This is a genomic window from Flavobacterium bernardetii (genome assembly GCF_011305415.1).
In the GTDB taxonomy this organism is placed as follows: domain Bacteria; phylum Bacteroidota; class Bacteroidia; order Flavobacteriales; family Flavobacteriaceae; genus Flavobacterium; species Flavobacterium bernardetii.
This window is the reverse complement of the sequence record NZ_JAANOQ010000007.1, coordinates 60,254-77,617: the sequence shown is the minus strand read 5'-3', so window position 1 is coordinate 77,617 and position 17,364 is coordinate 60,254. Positions and strand designations below refer to the sequence as shown.

Below are 17,364 nucleotides of genomic sequence, written 5' to 3'. Positions count from 1 at the left end.
CGTGTTTTTAATATCACTATTATATTTATTTTAAACTTATACACATGAAAAAATATATTTTTCTCATCATCTTGATGGGCTTTACAACTATGGGCTTAGCTCAAAATTCCGTTTCAGGAACAATTAAAAACAGAAACAACGAAACTATTTCTAACGTTGAAATTTCGGTTTCCGATGCGGTCATTCAAACAAAATCTAACGAAAAAGGACAATTTGAAATTAAAAATTTACCAATTGGAAAATGGATTTTAATTTTCAAAAAAGATAAATTCGAAATTAAATCTGAACAAGTTTCTATCGGAAATCAAGAACAAAAAATTCTAGATATTATCTTAGAAAATGAAGAACATCACATAGATGAAATCTTAGTTTCTTCTGTTTTCAACAAAACACAAAACGAAAATGTGGTAAAAATTGATCACATTAATCTAAAACAAATTCAAAATGCTGGGGCTATCAATTTATCAGATGCTTTGGCTACAAATCCGGGTGTAAGTGTAGTTTCGACTGGTGTTTCTATCGGAAAACCTGTTATTCGTGGTTTAAGTGGAAATAGAGTTTTAACATATGCACAAGGCATCCGATTAGAAAACCAACAATTTGGTGAAGAACACGGTTTAGGATTAAATGCCAATGGACAAGAAAGTGTAGAAATCATAAAAGGACCCGCTTCTTTATTATATGGTTCGGATGCGATGGGAGGTGTTTTGTATTTCAATCCAGAAAAATATGCGGCTAATAATAAAACGGAATTAGCTGTAAATCAGGTTGTAAATAGCAATACGCAAGGCTCAAATAGTTCGGTAACGGTAAAAGCTTCGGAAGAGAAATTTAAGTTTTTAGTTCAAAATAATTATACCACTCACGCCGATTATAAAACTCCAAATGGTGAAACGGTAGTCAATACACGTTTTATTGAAAAAGATTTTAAAATCGGAACTTCTTTTGCCACTTCACGTTATGTAGCCGATTTTCGTTACAACTATAACGATTTAAATTTAGGTTTACCAGAAGAAGAAATTGAAGATTCAAGATTTAGAACTCCTTTATTTCCAAGTCAGAAAATTGAAAATCATTTGTTGAGTTTTAATCAGAAAGTATTCTTCAAAAATTCCAAATTAGAAGCTACAGCAGGTTATGTTTTTAACGACAGAAAAGAGTTAGAAAGCATTGATGAAATTGCTCTTTTTATGAAATTGAAAACGTTCAATTATAACGTAAGATATTATTTGCCAGATTTCGGGAAGTTCGAAACAATTATTGGTTTTCAAGGAATGAATCAAGAAAATAGAAATTTTGGAGAAGAAAGATTGATTCCAAATGCGAAAATTGCTGATATTGGTTTCTTCGGAACTTCGCAATATAAATTCAATAAAAACCTGTTGCAATTTGGGGTGCGATACGATTTTAGAAACGTAACTATTCAAGAATTTGGAGAATTCGGTACAGAAGGTTCTTTTCAAAAATTGGATAAAAACTTCGAAAGTATCAACGCTTCCTTCGGATTTAAAACAGAAATTACAGAAAAAATTACAACAAGAATCAATGTAGCAACCGGTTTCAGAGCACCAAATTTATCAGAATTATCTTCAAATGGTGTTCATGAAGGAAGCAATCGTTATGAAATTGGAAATCCAAACTTGAAAAACGAACAAAATTTTCAAGTCGATTTAAATGTCGATTATAACGCAGAACATTTCGATTTCTTTGCGAACGGATTTTACAATAACATCAATAATTATATTTTTATTTCGCCAAACGGAAACACTATTGACGATAATTTCGTGTACGATTATTTACAAAATAATGCCGTTTTATTTGGTGGAGAAACCGGAATTCACTTGCATTTACACGAAATAGATTGGTTACACATGACCAGTAGTTATGAAATCGTAATTGGACAATTAAACAATAATTCGAGTTTGCCTTTACTTCCTGCTAATCAATGGAAAAACAATTTTAGAGCGAATTTTGATGTATCGAAAAACATAAAAAACAGTTTTATTTTCTTGCAAGCGAATTACACATTTAACCAAAATAATATCAGCCAATTCGAAACAAAAACCAACGATTATTTGCTGCTTTCATCAGGAATTGGAACAGATATTCAGATGAATAAATCGAAATTCAATTTATATTTAACGGCTACAAACTTATTAAACAAAGAATATGTAGCGCATTTATCTCGCTTAAAAGCAGACGGAATATATAATATGGGAAGAAATATAGTTTTAGGTGTAAATTTTGATTTGTAGAAACTATATATTTGTAACACAACAAAACAAACACGAATGAAAAAATCAATCATTTTTGCAACTTTAATTAGTTCTGTCGGAATTATGGCTCAAAATAAAATTACGTATCCAAAAACAAAGAAAATAGACCATAAAGATGTTTATTTTAATACCGAAGTTATTGATCCTTATCGCTGGTTAGAAGACGACAGAAGTGCGGAAACGGAAAGTTGGGTAAAAGCTCAAAATGTAGTTACTTATAACTATTTAGACCAAATTCCATTCCGAAAAAACATCAAAGCTAGAATGGAAAAACTGTGGAATTACGAAAAAATTTCTGCGCCATTCGTAGAAGGAAAATACACGTATTTCTATAAGAATAACGGACTTCAAAACCAATCGGTTTTATTTAGAAAAGACGCTTCTGGAAAAGAAAAAGTTTTTTTAGATCCGAATACGTTTTCAAAAGATGGTTCGACATCTTTAGCTGGAATTAATTTCACGCAAGATGGAAGTTTATTGGCCTACCAAATTTCAGAAGCAGGTTCAGATTGGCGAAAAGTAATTGTTTTGAATGCTGTTACAAAAGAAAAAATTGGTAAAACGTTAGTCGACGTGAAATTCAGCGGCGTTTCTTGGTACAAAAATGAAGGGTTTTATTATTCTAGTTACGACAAACCAACAGGTAGCGAATTATCTGCCAAAACAGATCAACATAAATTATATTATCATAAATTAGGAACAGCGCAATCGGAAGATAAAGTGGTTTTTGGTGGTGATATAAAAAGAAGATATGTTGGTGGAAGTGTTACAGAAGATAATTTATTTTTGGTAATTTCAGCAGCCAATGCGACAAGTTCTAACGAATTGTATTTAGTAGATTTGACCCAACCAAAATTCGAGATTAAAACATTAGTTGATAACATGGTTTATGATTATGATATTATCGACAATCGCGGAAGCAAGTTATATGTTATTACCAACAACAACGCGCCAAATAAGAAATTAATGATTATTGATGCGAATAATCCAGAATTGCCAAATTGGTTAGAAGTCATTCCTGAAACGGAGAACGTTTTATCGGTTTCAACAGGTGGAAATTATATTTTTGCGAATTATATGAAAGACGCCATTTCTGTAGTGAAACAATACGATTATGATGGTGCTTTAATCACAGAAGTTAAATTACCTGGAATAGGAACAGCTTCAGGTTTTGGAGGAAAAAAAGAAGAGAAAACGTTATATTATTCTTTTACGAATTATACGACTCCAAGTTCTATTTATGCATTTGATGTGAAAACAGGAAATTCTGCCGTATATCAAAAACCAAAAGTGGATTTCAAATCAGAGAAATACGAATCGAAACAAGTATTCTATACTTCAAAAGATGGAACTAAAATTCCAATGATTATCACACATAAAAAAGGATTGAAATTAAACGGAAAAAATCCAACTATTTTATACGGTTATGGTGGATTTAATGTAAGTTTAACTCCGGCTTTTAGTATTTCAAATGCCGTTTGGTTAGAAAATGGTGGTGTTTATGTAGTGGCGAATTTACGCGGTGGTGGCGAATATGGAAAGCAATGGCACAATGGAGGAATTCAATTGAAAAAGCAAAATGTATTTGACGATTTTATTGCTGCAGCCGAATATTTAATAGCACAAAAATATACTTCATCACAATTTTTAGCTATAAAAGGCGGTTCGAATGGCGGTTTGTTAGTTGGAGCAACAATGTTACAACGACCAGATTTATTTAAAGTCGCATTGCCAGCCGTTGGTGTTTTAGATATGTTGCGTTACCATACTTTTACAGCTGGAGCAGGTTGGGCATACGATTATGGAACGTCTGAACAAAGTGAAGAAATGTTTCAATACATTAAAAAATATTCTCCAGTTCATAATGTGAAATCAGGGGTGAATTATCCAGCAACAATGGTAACCACTGGTGATCATGATGATAGAGTAGTGCCAGCACATAGTTTTAAATTTGCTGCCGAATTACAAGATAAATATTCAGGTTCTCAACCTATGTTAATTCGAATTGATGTGAATGCCGGACACGGCGCAGGAAAATCAACCGATGCTATTATAAATGAGCAAGTGGATATGCAAGCGTTTACTTTGTTTAATATGGGAATCAAAAAAGTAAAGAAATAAGCAAAGAGTATATATAGAAAATGCGGCCATTGGCCGCATTTTTTATTTTAAAAATTATCTCCGTTTAATAATCTTCCTACACCACCTAATACACTTCCTTCTTCTTTTCCGCCGCCATTTTGTGGCGCGTTAGCTAAAATTCTTCCAGCTAATCGGCTAAAAGGTAAGGATTGTATAAATACAGTTCCTGGTCCGCGAAGTGTTGCGTAAAACATTCCTTCTCCACCAAAAATGGTGTTTTTTACACCGCCAACCATTTCAATATCAAAATCTATATCTTGCGTGTAACCAACCACACAACCGGTGTCAATTCGCATGATTTCACCAGATGCTAATTCTTTTTTAGCTAATGTTCCGCCAGAATGCACGAAAGCCATTCCGTCGCCTTCAATTTTTTGCATGATAAATCCTTCACCTCCAAATAAAGCTCTTCCAATTTTTTTAGAAAACTCAATGCCAACTGAAACGCCTTTCGCCGCACATAAGAAAGCATCTTTCTGACAAATGAATTTTCCGTGATACGCTTTTAAATCAATAGCTATAATTTTTCCTGGATACGGAGCAGCAAAAGAAACTTTCTTTTTTCCAGAAGCTTGGTTTTGAAAAGCAGTCATAAACAAACTTTCGCCTGTTAAAACTCGTTTTCCAGCGGAAAGTAATTTACCCATAAAACCAGCTTGTTGTTGTTGACTCCCATCACCAAAAATCGTTTCCATTTTAATACCATCTTCCATCATCATAAATCCGCCAGCTTCAGCAATTACAACTTCTTGTGGATCTAATTCAATTTCTACATATTGCATTTCTTCACCATAAATATGGTAATCTATTTCGTGAGCATTCATATTTTTTAAGTTTTTAGTTTTTTTAAATTAGTAGAAGAATTTTTAAAATGTTACACTTTTAAATTAGATTATTCGATCTGTAAAAACATAGAACTCAATTAAATGAAAAACTTTCAACATAACAAGTGTTAAATCCTTAAAAAGTTTATTTCTATTTGTTATATTTGAAGGAACTTAACTTAATAATCATTCGTTTTGAAGAAGATTTTATTTTTACTGACATTTTTGTCGATTTCTGCCTTAGCACAAGAAAAAAAATATCAAAGTTTATTTTGGGAAATTTCTGGAAACGGATTAACCAAAAAATCATATATGTATGGAACCATGCACGTTTCTGACAAGGTTTCTTTTCATTTATCGGATTCGTTTTTCGAAAAATTATTAGCCTCAGATTTTATCGCTAACGAAAGCGAACCGAATACTTGGACCGAATTATACGATTTATTTGGTTTTTACAGGTCAACAAAAACTAGTGGAAATTTCTACTCTAATTTTTATACTTCACCTGTAGAAAAAGATAATTTATCTTCTCTTTTTAGAGGTTCTAATTATAATTTAATTGGCTTATTATCTCGAACCAATCAAGCCAATCAAGAATACCAAGAAGAAACGTATTTAGATATGTTCATTTACAGAACAGGAAGAAAATATGGTAAAAAAACTTTAGGATTAGAAAACGTAAAAACGACGACATTAAATATTGAGAGAGCCCAATCTCAAATGGATATCAGTGAAATTGACGGAAATAAACAAGCTTTTTTAAAAATCTTAAAAAAACGTTCTTATGCTGAGGTTTTACGTGATGCGTATCGTGAAAAAGATTTAGATTTAATTGACACGTTAAACATGCTTTCTTCTCCAAAATCATACAATAAAGCGATGCTTTTTGACAGAAATGAAGTAATGACTAAAAGCATGGATTCTATCATGAAAACAGGAAGTTTGTTCGCAGCAGTTGGTGCCGCACATTTACCTGGGAAAAATGGAATGATTGAAATGTTACGTAAAAAAGGATATACGGTAACGCCAATTATTTCTGATTATACGGAAAAAGGAAAAAAACTTAAAAAACAAATTGAAGAGTATTTTGTAAAACCCGTTTTTGAAGTGAATACAACTTCAGACGAAATGGTTTCTTTACCTTTATTTCCTTTGGTCTTGAAAAATGAAGAAAACTTAGAATCTCCAGATTTAGGTAATGGTGGATATATCAACGTAAAACGCATGTTGTTAAAAGATTTCATCAGTAAAAAAGACGAAAAATTCAATCATAAAACATTAGACAGTTTGTTTTTCGAAAACATACCAGGTGAAATTTTGGAGAAAAAAGCGTACCAAGAAAAAAATAATTTTGTGTACGATATTAAAAGTAAAACCAAAACGGGTAAAAACGAAAGATACAGATATTACATTACGCCACTGGAAATTATTGCTGTAATTATGAGCGGTGAAGGGGATTATGTAAGAAGATATGAAGATGAGGTGTATAATAACATCAAAATCAAATCGTACAAACAAGAATTTGTAAGTATTGTTCCAAATAAACAAAATTTTAAAGTCAAAATGCCTTCTTATTATTCGTTTGTGGGAAATAAAAACGATAATAAAAAACTAGAAGATACGGAAATTTACGCATTCGATGAGCAAGAAAACGCGCACTATTTCTTAATGGAAAGCACGTTAATGGATATTTCTAATTTGGAAGATTCGGAATACGAATTGAAAAGAATGCATTATGAATTTTATACTACTCACGAATTAGATTCTACGCAAACACATTTCGATAAAAACAAGTTCGAATTTACTTCTCAATCTAAATTAAAAGAGAAAAATATTTATTTGAAATCGGTTTTAAAAGGAAATAAATATTATTTACTAGGAACTGTAAATACTTCTAAAAACAAAGTAGATGCTTTCTTCAATTCGTTTGAAATTACACCTGCTAAAGAAGAAATTGTATACAAAACGTTTAAAGATTCAACCGCGCATTTTTCTGTAGAAATTCCAAAACAACAAAACGAATATTTAGATTTTAAATTCGATAGAAAAAAACGATATGATGATGCCGATAAAACCAATCATTTTGAAGTTAAATTTAAAACGTTCGAAATATTTTCTCCAAATAAAAATGCAGTTGAAATCACGTATTCTCAACCACATAGATATGAAAGTTATGCGGTTTTAGATTCACTTTTTAATAAAGTTAAGAAAAATATTTCTACAGATTTTGAAGCTAAAAATTATTCTAGAAATAATGATTATGCAGATTTAGATGTGGCGACAGTAGTCGATGCAGCCGCAACTGATGCTTTAAATTTAACTTCTGTAGCCACTTTAAACGAAGAAAAAGAGGAAGAGAAATTTAATCCGTTAGATTATAAATCGACAACTTGGGATAAAACATTGGCTTTATCTACCAATCAAAAATTAGAATTAATCAATGAGAAATTCACTAAAGACGAAGCGAGTGATTATTATGTGTATGAAGTTTTAGCTACAAAACCAAAAAGCAGGCAAGCTATAAAGTATAAAATTGTACTTAAAAAAGGGGAATATTATACCCTTACGACTCTAGTTGACAAGAATTATAAAAACGACAATCCGTTTATAGAAAAGGTGTTTAACACGTTTAAAGTAGAAGATAAAATTACGTCTAGAACCTTTTTTGAGAATAAATTCAGCATTTTTGAAGAAGATTTAAATAGTGAACACGATAGTATTAGATATTCGGCAATAAAATCTTACAGCGATTTAAGAATCGAAGAAACGGATTTTTCTAAATTAAAAGCGTTAATTGAAAACTTCGAATTCCGTAAAGAAGAAATGGAATTTAAAGGTGATTTATACGAAAGTATTGGTTCTTTAAAATCCGCTGAAGTTATTCCGTTTTTAGAGCAAGCCTATAAAGTACAAGATGTTTCTACTCAAACGCAATTTTCAATTTTAAGAGCGTTAACGTTTCAAAAAAGTAAAATAGCGTACAAAAAAATAGCGGAATTATTAGAATACGATTTACCAATTTCTGATAATTATGTTATTTCTGGATTGTTTAATTTATTTACTTCAGATTTGGAAAATTCACAAGTGTTATATCCAAATATTTTAGAATATTATAGCATTAACGAGTTTCATGAACCAATTGTTGATTTTGTAAAAGTGTTATTAAATTCCCAAAAAGCGCAATCGAAAAAACTAAAATCGTACAAAAAAATGTTGTTGACTAATGCAAAATTAGAATACAAACGAGTTGCAAGTTGGAAATCTGAAGAGGAAGCAAGCGAAGAAGATGAATATGATTATAACGATGATGATGGCGCACCAATAGAAGCATTTAATAGCTATTTGTCTATTTTATATCCGTTTAAAAACGAAAAAGAAATTAGTCAGTTGTATCAAAAAGCTGATAAATTAAATATCGACGATTTAAATGTTGCAATTGCCAACAGAGAATTGGCAAGAAATAAAAAATTAGACAAAAACAGTATTCAAAAATTAATTGAAAACCCGAAAACCAAATATACGGCTTTTCAAATGTTGTATCATAACAAACAAAATGATGAATTAAACAAGTTTAATAGAGATTCTATTGTAAAAACAGCCATTCATTATTACGAGGATTTCAATGAAAAAAATGATTCAATTGTAATGTTGGATGAAAAAGTAATCACAGTAAAAGATAAAAAAATATCTTATTTCTTCTACAAGAAAATTGACGTTGAAGAGGATTCTTACGGGAAAAATTCCGAAAAATTGACGGCAATTGCTTTTGTTCACGACGAAAATAACAAACTAAATTTAAAAGCATTCAGAAGATTTGATGAAGTAAAAATTATCGAAGACAAAGAAATAAATCAAATCATAAAAACGATGATTAACGAATCTTTAAACGACAATCATTTGCGCGTGAGTTTCTCGAATGGTAACAGTAATGGTTATGATGAAACAGAATATTACGAAGACTAAATGCTAAGAACCAAAAAAGAAATAGTATATATTATTTTGGCGGGAATTTTTATAACCAACGCCATCACTGCCGAACTTATTGGAGGGAAACTTATTCAAGTTGGTCCTTTTGTGTTAAGTATGGGAATTTTACCTTGGCCAATTGTATTTATTACTACCGATTTAATAAATGAATATTTTGGAAAACAAGGTGTAAAAAGATTAAGTTACATCACAGCTGGCTTAATTGCCTATTGTTTTGTAGTTTTGTTTTTTTCGATGAAAATCCCAGAAGCGAAAGGAATAAGTCCAGTTTCTAACGAACAATTTATTGCCGTTTTCGGACAAAGTAATTTAATTATTGTAGGTTCGATTATTGCGTTTTTAGTCGCACAATTTTTAGATGTAACTATTTTTAGTTATTTCAAAAAGAAAACTGGCGAAAAAATGATTTGGTTACGAAGTACAGGTTCAACCGTGTTTTCTCAATTAATAGATTCTTTTATTGTGGGTGGAATTGCTTTTTATTTACCCGGAATTTGGAATACCAAACAATATATAGAATTTTCTTTAACTGGATATTCTTTTAAATTAATCATCGCAATTTGCTTAACGCCATTAATCTATTTAGGTCATTTTTTGATTAATAAATACATTCACAACAACGAAAAACCAATAGTAAATGACTAAGAAACGTTGCGCTTGGTGCGAAAAAACCGATTTATATAAAGACTATCACGATAACGAATGGGGAAAACCCGTTTATGATGATGCGACTTTGTTTGAATTTCTAATTTTAGAAACGTTTCAAGCAGGTTTAAGTTGGTATACGGTTTTGGTCAAACGAGATAATTTCAGAAAAGCATTTGCAGGTTTCGATGTACAAAAAGTTGCCAAATTTTCTGATTCCAAATTGCAAGTTTTAGCAGAAGATGTTGGAATTATCAGAAATAAATTAAAGATAAAAGCAGCGGTTACTAATGCACAAGCTTTCATAAAAGTACAAGAAGAATTTGGGAGTTTTTCCAAATACATTTGGGCTTTTGTAGATGGAAAACCAATTGATAATAATCGAAAAACATTAAAAGATGTTCCAGCAACGACTGAGATTTCTGATGCTTTAAGTAAAGATTTGAAAAAAAGAGGTTTTAAATTTGTCGGTTCAACCGTGGTTTATGCACACATGCAAGCTACCGGAATGGTTAATGATCATGTGGAAGATTGTTGGGTGAGAGGTTAGGTTTTAGTCGAAGTGAATAGTCGCAGTTTTAGAAAAAAAAAAGTTAAAAAAAATATCAGTATTTACAACACATCGTAAATCCCAAATCATAAATCGTAAATAAAATGGATCCACTTCACGGCATAACGTTAAAAGCAATTCTCGAAAAACTAGTCGATTTTTATGGTTTTGATGCGCTTGGCGAATTAATAAATATCAAGTGTTTTAAAGAAAATCCATCAATAAAATCAAGTTTAACTTTTTTACGAAAAACCGAATGGGCGCGTAAAAAAGTAGAAGAATTATATGTGAGAAGCTTGAAAAAGTTTGATGCAAGATAATACAATAAACAATGAGTAGATCTAAAAGAAACACGCCAAAAAGAGGCATTACTACTTCAGAAACTGAAAAAGAGAATAAAAAAAATGCGAATAGAAAACTTCGAAGAAAAGTAAAAATTCAAGTTAAAAAGGGAGAAATTAACCTAAGTAGATTAAGAGAGATTTCTAATGTTTGGTCTTTTGACAAAGATGGAAAAATGTATTTAAAAGATCCTTCAGCTAAAGATTTACGAAAATAATCAAACTTATAAGTTAATAAAAAACTCTGTGATTCTCTGTGTTACTTAGCGAATCTCTGTGTGACAACTACATCGTCAAAATCGCTAAAAATTCCTCTCTATCAATTTCAATACAACCTAAACTATTTAAATGATCGTTGTAAACTTGGCAATCTAATAATTTGTAATTCGCCATTTCTAATTGTTTCGCCAAATGAATAAAAGCGACTTTACTCGCATTTGGCACTTTAGAAAACATACTTTCTCCACAAAACACATCGCCTAAATCAATTCCGTATAAACCGCCAACTAATTCGTTATTTTGCCAAACTTCAATGCTTTTGGCATGACCTAATTCGTGTAGTTTGCAATACGCTTCTATAATTTCATCGGAAATCCAAGTACCGTCTTGGTCTTTTCTTGGTGCTTGCTGGCAATTAGAAATTACGTCTCTAAAAGCGGTATTAAAAGTGATTTGAAATTCGTTTCTGTTCAAAACGTTTCTCATGCTTTTCGTAATTCGTAAATTTTCGAAAAACAACACCATTCTTTCTTCCGGACACCACCAAAGTTTCGGTTCATCATTATCGTACCAAGGAAAAATTCCGTTTTGGTACGCCAATAATAATCTTTCTGGAGACAAATCGCCGCCAACAGCAATTATGCCTTCTGGTGAAGTTTCAGAAGCAGGCGGAAAATAAAGTTCGGGTGTTAAAAAATACATCTTGTTAATTTCAAAAAAATCAATTCCAAATTAGAAATATTAAAAAAAGCCAGAAATTAAGTAAACTCTTAACTTCTGACTTTTGATATCTAACGACTATCTTTTAGAAAGGTAAATCGTCGTGTTCTTCTTCTTTAAAGTTAGTGGCAGGAGCGAAAGCTTCAGCAGCTGGCATTGGAGGCATTTCTGGAGCTCCAGCAGGTGCAGCAGCAGCCATTCTTTCAATTCTCCATCCTTGGATTGAGTTGAAATATTTCGTTTCACCTTGTGGGTTTACCCATTCTCTTCCTCTTAAATTGATAGAAACTTTCACTTGTTCTCCAACTTGGTATGAATTTAAATCGTCAACTTTTGCTTGCGTAAATTCAACCATAATATGTTGTGGATACTGCTCTTCAGTAGTAACAACTAATTCTCTTTTTTTGAATGAAGCACTAACGTCTTGAGTAGCGCCAATCATTTTGATTTTTCCAATAACTTCCATAATCTCTATAATTTATTTTTCTGCTAATAATAACTTCCAAGCGTTTAAAACTTGATTGTTGTCTAAATATTCTTTTGCTTTCGCGAATTTCGTATCCAAATCGTCTGAACTTAAAACAGCTTTGACTTCAAAATTTTCTTTTACAAATATAGTAATTTCTTCTTCATTTGGAATAGCTTCTATATTACCTAATTTTCCTAAATCATTTCCATTGAAATAACCACTTTCTTTAATGAAATTCGGAATCGAATCTACACCAATTCCTAAAGTAGTTAATGGTTTTTCTACTTCAAATAATCCTGCATTCGCACGGCTGTACCAATTTCCTCCTAAGCGAGAAACTACATCAATTTTATGTTGATCAATCATTTGGTTTTCGTCTAAAATACTTTCGTGAATGTGAATTTTTACGACTTCGCAAATAATCAAATTTCCAGCACCACCTTGGTCACCCAAAGCAATAATGTCGTTAATTTTACACTCAAATTGCACCGGACTTTCAGCTACTCTAAACGGTTTTACAATATCCGAAGGCAGCATCGTAAATCCTGCTTTTTCAAATTCATTTACACCATCAGGATATTCTGTACTCGACAAACTCATTTGTTGTACAATATCATAATTTACAATATTGATCACAACTTCATTTGTGTTTTGTGCGTTAATTAAAGTATGTTTTATCGTATTATCTCGAACTCTTCGCGCAGGCGAAAAAATCAATATCGGAGGATTGCTGCTAAACACATTAAAAAAACTAAATGGCGACAAATTCGGATTTCCGTGGATGTCTAAAGTACTAGCAAAAGCAATAGGTCTAGGCGCTACAGCACTTTGTAAATACCCTTGCAATTTTACTGGCGAAATTTCTTTTGGATCAATGCTTAACATAAATTCTAATTTTTTACAAATATAGTCGAATTTCCTTTTATCTTTTTACTTTTTACTTTGTTCTTAATTCTAAAATTTCACTATTTTTACTCAAAATACATTTTATGCAGTTTTCTGAAAAAAGAAATCTTACACGTTGGATTATCATTATTTCCTCGTTTTTAATTGCTTCCTTAATTTTATGGAATACCTACATCTTTTTCCAAACGTTTAAAGAAGAGGAACGTAATAAAATGGAATTATGGGCTACAGCACAGCAGAGTTTAACAAATGCTAATGAATTTTCGGATATAGAATTGCCTCTTTTTATTTTACAAAACAATAAATCGATTCCTTTAATTTTAACCGACTCAAAAGGTAAAATTTTAAGCAGTGCCAATGTTGAAACAATTGAAAAAGATAGTTTAAAACTGAAAGAATTTTTATTAGATATTAAAAAACAAAACGCTCCTATAAAAGTTCAACTTTCCAATGATAAATATCAATTACTTTATTATGGAGATTCAGCCATATTAAATAAACTAAAATACTATCCAATCGCTTTATTGTTGGTGGCGTTTTTATTTGGTGGCGTAGTATATAATTTCTACCGCGCTACGAAAATGGCGACTCAAAACAAACTTTGGGCTGGAATGGCTAAGGAAACCGCGCATCAAATCGGAACACCTTTGTCTTCATTAATTGGTTGGTTGGAATTGTTGAAATTAGAAAATATTGATGAAAGTACGATTGAAGAAATTCAAAAAGACATTAATCGTTTGCAAACCATTACCGATAGGTTTTCGAAAATTGGAAGCGAGCCTATTTTAGAAAAAAGAGACATTGTTGAAGAAACGAAATCTTCTTTTGAATATTTACAAGCTAGAACTTCCAAACAAGTTAGTTTCGATTTCAGAGCGCCTTCAAAACCACTTTATGTGTCATTAAATCCAACTTTACACAGTTGGACGATTGAGAATTTAGTAAAAAATTCGATTGATGCCATGAAAGGAAAAGGGAAGCTTTCTATAGAAATTGTGGAAGGCGATTCATTTATCTATATCACCGTTACCGATAGTGGAAGTGGAATTCCGAAGAATAAATTCAAAACCGTTTTTGAACCAGGTTACACTTCTAAAAAACGGGGTTGGGGATTAGGTTTGTCACTTACTAAACGAATCGTACAAGAATATCACAAAGGTAGAATCAGAGTCGTGAATTCAGAAATTGGAAAAGGTACTACGATGCAAATCAGTTTTAAGAAAGAAAGTTAATTTTCTTTTTCAATGTATGGTTTTAATTTTTTGGTATTTATTAGTTTGAAATTTTTTCCATCCCAAGAATAATATTCCGTTGTTTTTGTAACTAAGAAATCATAAGTATTTGAATTCTCATCTGTGTTTTCAGCTTCTTTAATGGTTTTAATAATGGTGTTCGTTTGTCCGCCTTTCTCTTTTGGGAAAATAAATTCTTCTGAATGATAAAAAACGCCGGCGTCTCCCATATCATATTTTTCAGGAAGTTCTAAGAATTCTTTTTCGTTCCAACCGAAATAATAATACAAAGTTGGAATACCACAAGCTTCTCCGCTAAACGAAATTCTGTAAATGGAATTTAAATCTTTTAAGCCCCAACTACTTATAGCAGAGTTTTGGAAAAAATGACTTTCGGAAAGTTCTTTTGAAAATGATTTTTCACTTATAATTTGATTTTCTGAATTTATGGCTTTTACAGAGATTCTATAAAAATCTCCCTCGTATTCGTAATCATCTCGTTGTACTTTTTTACTGTATTTGGAATCTATTGTGGTTAAGAACGTAGTGTTTCCTTTAGTTGTATTTCCAACAGCGATGAATCCTTTCCAAAGAAAACCGGTTTTAATTTGGTTGTTTTTGGAATACTCAATTTCCACCCAAGATAAATTCAATCCTTTAATGTTTAAATTTTCTGTTGTGTTTTTTATGACTTTAATTTTATCACCAATTTGTAAAGAATCTAATAATTGACTGTTTGATGTAGCATCTTGTCTGATATAACAATTTTTTGCTCCAATTACAGCTTCTATTCCATTTTCATTCATATAGTTAAATTCCCAAAAATAATTTTCAGAGGCAATTTCTTGTGATAAGATAAGATTTGTGAATAGTAATAGAAAGATGATTTTTTTCATAAGTCAGCATAAAAAAAATCCACAAACTCATTTAAAATTTGTGGATGTATGTTTTATAAATTTTCAGCAATCTGTTGTGCTAGTGTTGAAAATTCTTCAGGTGTTAAAGTTGTTTTTCGTTGGAAACGCATATCGTCCATATCTTGCAATGGAATCAAATGCACGTGTGTGTGTGGTACTTCTAAACCAACAACTGCCACGCCAATTCGCTTACAAGGAACCGTTTTTTCTAAAGCAATGGCTACTTTTCTTGAAAACGCCATTAGTCTTAAATACAAATCTTCTTCCATGTCGAAAATTTTATTAATCTCTTGCTTTGGCACACATAAAGTATGGCCTTTTGCATTCGGATTCACATCTAAAAAAGCAATAAAATCTTCGTTTTCTGTAATTTTATAACAAGGAATTTCTCCGTTGATTATTTTTGTGAAAATAGAACTCATAAAATTAATTTTCAATTTGACAATTAGCCAATTTTCAATGCTATACTTTGTGAAAAATGAATAATTATTGTTGTTTATATGTTTTCAAATTGGCATATTGATTATTGCCTAATTGAACATTGTCTTAGTCGCGTGTAATTTCTAAAACTTCAAATTTCAATACACCATTTGGTACGCTGATTTCTGCAATTTCACCTACTTTTTTACCTAATAATCCTTTTCCAATTGGAGAAGTTACTGATATTTTTCCTGTTTTTAAATCTGCTTCACTTTCCGCAACTAATTTATAAGTTAGTTCCATTCCGTTTGTTTGATTTTTGATTTTTACATTAGATAAAACCAATGCTTTTGATACATCTAATGTAGATTCATCTATAATTCTTGCGTTAGAAACCACTTCTTCCATTTTAGAAATACGCATTTCTAATAAACCTTGTGCTTCTTTAGCGGCATCGTATTCAGCATTTTCAGATAAATCTCCTTTATCTCTTGCTTCTGCGATGGCTTGTGATGCTTTGGGGCGTTCTATAGATTTAAGTTGGTCTAACTCGTCTTTTAAATGTTTTAATCCTTCTGCTGTGTAGTAAGATACTGTGCTCATAACTTCATTAATTTATAAAATAGAAAAAATCCCACAACTATGGGATTCCCTTTTTGCAAAGATATAATTATTTAACTATTTTTCGTTTACTATATTAGTTTGTCAAATATAAATAAATTAAATTTGATAATTCAAATAAAAATAAAAAATGAAAAGATTTTTTTGCTTAGTTGTTTTGTTTTTAGCTAGTTTGTCTTGTGATAAAGATAAAGATTCTAATAATGGTAATCCGTTTTTACCAAATTATTCGTTTGAAGTAACTCTAAATATGAGTTTTCCTCAATATGCTAATTTAGCATTTCCATCTAATGCGGTTTATGTAAATTCTGCTGGTGCAGGAATTAGAGGCTTGATTGTTTTTAATGGTGGAAGTGGAAATTACTTAGCGTATGATGCGGCGTGTCCAAATCAAGCTTTATCCGATTGTTCTACAATGACCATTAACGGGATTAATGCAAAATGCCCTTGTGATGATGCTGAATATAGTTTATTCACAGGTTTGTCTGCAGGGAAAAAATATCCTATGAAAGCGTATCGTGTACAAGTTATTGATGCTTCAACTATAAAAGTGTATAATTAATGTTGGAACGTATTTTTTCTTTTTTCAAAAAAGACACCAAATCCTATCCAAAAGGTTCCATTCATTCATTTGTAGTGAAGAATTTACAAGGCAACGAGTTTGATTTCTCCACTTTAAAAGGAAAAAAAGTGATGATTGTAAACACAGCTTCAAAATGTGGCTTAACACCTCAATATGAAAAATTACAGAAAATTTACGACAAATATAAATCTGATAATTTTGAAATAATTGGTTTTCCAGCCAATAATTTTTTGTGGCAAGAACCAGGGAATTCCAACGATATTCAGGAATTTTGTAGTATCAATTATGGCGTTACTTTTCCAATGATGGAGAAAATTTCTGTAAAAGGAAGTTCTATACATCCTATTTATGAATTCTTAACTAAGAAATCGAAAAATGGTGTGAAAGATTCTACTGTAAAATGGAATTTTCAAAAGTATTTGCTAAATGAAAATGGCGAATTAGAAAAAGTCATTTCGCCAAAAACGCAACCAGACGACAGAAGTATTACGGCTTGGATTGAAGGAAAATAA

General features: G+C 31.3%; 17 protein-coding genes. 10 read left to right on the top strand and 7 right to left on the bottom strand.

What is annotated here, in order from left to right; all coding sequences use genetic code 11:
* Window positions 1–44 precede the first annotated feature (44 nt).
* Window positions 45–2,255 (top strand): TonB-dependent receptor, encoded by a 2,211-nt coding sequence (locus G6N05_RS12510; RefSeq protein ID WP_166129919.1) that lies wholly within the window; start codon window positions 45–47, stop codon window positions 2,253–2,255.
* A 36-nt stretch (window positions 2,256–2,291) separates the two neighbouring features.
* Complete coding sequence (locus G6N05_RS12505; protein ID WP_166129915.1) at window positions 2,292–4,397, top strand: prolyl oligopeptidase family serine peptidase; 2,106 nt, start codon at window positions 2,292–2,294, stop codon at window positions 4,395–4,397.
* A 47-nt stretch (window positions 4,398–4,444) separates the two neighbouring features.
* Here G6N05_RS12505 and G6N05_RS12500 read toward each other — a convergent pair whose 3' ends face one another.
* Window positions 4,445–5,242, bottom strand: coding sequence for a TIGR00266 family protein (locus tag G6N05_RS12500; RefSeq protein WP_166129913.1), 798 nt, complete (start codon window positions 5,240–5,242; stop codon window positions 4,445–4,447).
* A gap of 195 nt (window positions 5,243–5,437) precedes the next feature.
* On the opposite strand from G6N05_RS12500, the gene G6N05_RS12495 reads away from it, so the two are divergent.
* The 5 genes from G6N05_RS12495 to G6N05_RS12475 all read left to right on the top strand — a co-directional run bounded on the left by G6N05_RS12495 (window position 5,438) and on the right by G6N05_RS12475 (window position 10,983).
* The gene (locus G6N05_RS12495; RefSeq protein WP_166129911.1) at window positions 5,438–9,205 is read left to right on the top strand and encodes a TraB/GumN family protein; all 3,768 of its coding nucleotides are present in this window, start codon (window positions 5,438–5,440) and stop codon (window positions 9,203–9,205) included.
* The gene (locus G6N05_RS12490; protein WP_166129908.1) at window positions 9,206–9,874 is read left to right on the top strand and encodes a queuosine precursor transporter; all 669 of its coding nucleotides are present in this window, start codon (window positions 9,206–9,208) and stop codon (window positions 9,872–9,874) included.
* Window positions 9,867–10,424, top strand: coding sequence for a DNA-3-methyladenine glycosylase I (locus G6N05_RS12485; protein WP_166129906.1), 558 nt, complete (start codon window positions 9,867–9,869; stop codon window positions 10,422–10,424). The genes G6N05_RS12490 and G6N05_RS12485 overlap by 8 nt, the downstream gene beginning before the upstream one ends.
* A gap of 104 nt (window positions 10,425–10,528) precedes the next feature.
* Window positions 10,529–10,744, top strand: coding sequence for a VF530 family protein (locus G6N05_RS12480; protein WP_166129904.1), 216 nt, complete (start codon window positions 10,529–10,531; stop codon window positions 10,742–10,744).
* 11 nt (window positions 10,745–10,755) lie between these two features.
* Entirely contained in the window at window positions 10,756–10,983 is a 228-nt protein-coding gene (locus G6N05_RS12475; protein WP_166129902.1) for a hypothetical protein, read from the top strand.
* A 67-nt stretch (window positions 10,984–11,050) separates the two neighbouring features.
* Here the strand turns inward: G6N05_RS12475 and aat are convergent, their stop codons facing one another.
* The 3 genes from aat to G6N05_RS12460 form a co-directional block, all read right to left on the bottom strand.
* Window positions 11,051–11,686 carry a leucyl/phenylalanyl-tRNA--protein transferase gene (gene aat, locus G6N05_RS12470; protein ID WP_166129899.1) on the bottom strand — a complete coding sequence of 212 codons (636 nt, stop codon included), beginning with the start codon at window positions 11,684–11,686 and terminating at the stop codon, window positions 11,051–11,053.
* 103 nt (window positions 11,687–11,789) lie between these two features.
* Window positions 11,790–12,170, bottom strand: a complete 381-nt coding sequence (locus G6N05_RS12465) for a DUF3127 domain-containing protein (protein WP_166129896.1) — start codon at window positions 12,168–12,170, stop codon at window positions 11,790–11,792.
* A 12-nt stretch (window positions 12,171–12,182) separates the two neighbouring features.
* Window positions 12,183–13,058 carry a flavin reductase family protein gene (locus G6N05_RS12460; RefSeq protein WP_166129893.1) on the bottom strand — a complete coding sequence of 292 codons (876 nt, stop codon included), beginning with the start codon at window positions 13,056–13,058 and terminating at the stop codon, window positions 12,183–12,185.
* A 104-nt stretch (window positions 13,059–13,162) separates the two neighbouring features.
* Between G6N05_RS12460 and G6N05_RS12455 the strand changes: the two genes are divergently transcribed.
* Window positions 13,163–14,311, top strand: a complete 1,149-nt coding sequence (locus G6N05_RS12455; protein ID WP_166129890.1) for a sensor histidine kinase — start codon at window positions 13,163–13,165, stop codon at window positions 14,309–14,311.
* On the opposite strand, the gene G6N05_RS12450 is transcribed toward G6N05_RS12455, so the two are convergent.
* From G6N05_RS12450 to greA, 3 genes are all read right to left on the bottom strand, one after another.
* Window positions 14,308–15,207, bottom strand: a complete 900-nt coding sequence (locus G6N05_RS12450) for a hypothetical protein (protein WP_166129886.1) — start codon at window positions 15,205–15,207, stop codon at window positions 14,308–14,310. The genes G6N05_RS12455 and G6N05_RS12450 overlap by 4 nt on opposite strands.
* 53 nt (window positions 15,208–15,260) lie before the next feature.
* On the bottom strand, window positions 15,261–15,650 hold the full coding sequence (locus tag G6N05_RS12445; RefSeq protein ID WP_166129882.1) for an HIT family protein: 390 nt from the start codon (window positions 15,648–15,650) through the stop codon (window positions 15,261–15,263).
* Window positions 15,651–15,774: 124 nt separating this feature from the next.
* Window positions 15,775–16,251, bottom strand: a complete 477-nt coding sequence (gene greA, locus G6N05_RS12440) for a transcription elongation factor GreA (protein ID WP_166129878.1) — start codon at window positions 16,249–16,251, stop codon at window positions 15,775–15,777.
* 148 nt (window positions 16,252–16,399) lie between these two features.
* On the opposite strand from greA, the gene G6N05_RS12435 reads away from it, so the two are divergent.
* Window positions 16,400–16,831 (top strand): Rieske (2Fe-2S) protein, encoded by a 432-nt coding sequence (locus G6N05_RS12435; protein WP_166129874.1) that lies wholly within the window; start codon window positions 16,400–16,402, stop codon window positions 16,829–16,831.
* Window positions 16,831–17,364, top strand: a complete 534-nt coding sequence (locus G6N05_RS12430; RefSeq protein ID WP_166129870.1) for a glutathione peroxidase — start codon at window positions 16,831–16,833, stop codon at window positions 17,362–17,364. Before G6N05_RS12435 ends, G6N05_RS12430 begins: the two co-directional genes overlap by 1 nt.

Excerpts from the sequence above, each read along its gene's own strand:
- aat (WP_166129899.1), bottom strand. The coding sequence starts at position 11,686 with ATGTATTTTTTAACACCCGAACTTTATTTTCCGCCTGCTTCTGAAACT.
- G6N05_RS12500 (WP_166129913.1), bottom strand. The coding sequence starts at position 5,242 with ATGAATGCTCACGAAATAGATTACCATATTTATGGTGAAGAAATGCAA.
- G6N05_RS12450 (WP_166129886.1), bottom strand. The coding sequence starts at position 15,207 with ATGAAAAAAATCATCTTTCTATTACTATTCACAAATCTTATCTTATCA.
- G6N05_RS12480 (WP_166129904.1), top strand. The coding sequence starts at position 10,529 with ATGGATCCACTTCACGGCATAACGTTAAAAGCAATTCTCGAAAAACTA.
- G6N05_RS12490 (WP_166129908.1), top strand. The coding sequence starts at position 9,206 with ATGCTAAGAACCAAAAAAGAAATAGTATATATTATTTTGGCGGGAATT.
- G6N05_RS12465 (WP_166129896.1), bottom strand. The coding sequence starts at position 12,170 with ATGGAAGTTATTGGAAAAATCAAAATGATTGGCGCTACTCAAGACGTT.
- G6N05_RS12485 (WP_166129906.1), top strand. The coding sequence starts at position 9,867 with ATGACTAAGAAACGTTGCGCTTGGTGCGAAAAAACCGATTTATATAAA.
- G6N05_RS12435 (WP_166129874.1), top strand. The coding sequence starts at position 16,400 with ATGAAAAGATTTTTTTGCTTAGTTGTTTTGTTTTTAGCTAGTTTGTCT.
- G6N05_RS12510 (WP_166129919.1), top strand. The coding sequence starts at position 45 with ATGAAAAAATATATTTTTCTCATCATCTTGATGGGCTTTACAACTATG.
- G6N05_RS12475 (WP_166129902.1), top strand. The coding sequence starts at position 10,756 with ATGAGTAGATCTAAAAGAAACACGCCAAAAAGAGGCATTACTACTTCA.
- G6N05_RS12455 (WP_166129890.1), top strand. The coding sequence starts at position 13,163 with ATGCAGTTTTCTGAAAAAAGAAATCTTACACGTTGGATTATCATTATT.
- greA (WP_166129878.1), bottom strand. The coding sequence starts at position 16,251 with ATGAGCACAGTATCTTACTACACAGCAGAAGGATTAAAACATTTAAAA.
- G6N05_RS12430 (WP_166129870.1), top strand. The coding sequence starts at position 16,831 with ATGTTGGAACGTATTTTTTCTTTTTTCAAAAAAGACACCAAATCCTAT.
- G6N05_RS12460 (WP_166129893.1), bottom strand. The coding sequence starts at position 13,058 with ATGTTAAGCATTGATCCAAAAGAAATTTCGCCAGTAAAATTGCAAGGG.
- G6N05_RS12445 (WP_166129882.1), bottom strand. The coding sequence starts at position 15,650 with ATGAGTTCTATTTTCACAAAAATAATCAACGGAGAAATTCCTTGTTAT.
- G6N05_RS12505 (WP_166129915.1), top strand. The coding sequence starts at position 2,292 with ATGAAAAAATCAATCATTTTTGCAACTTTAATTAGTTCTGTCGGAATT.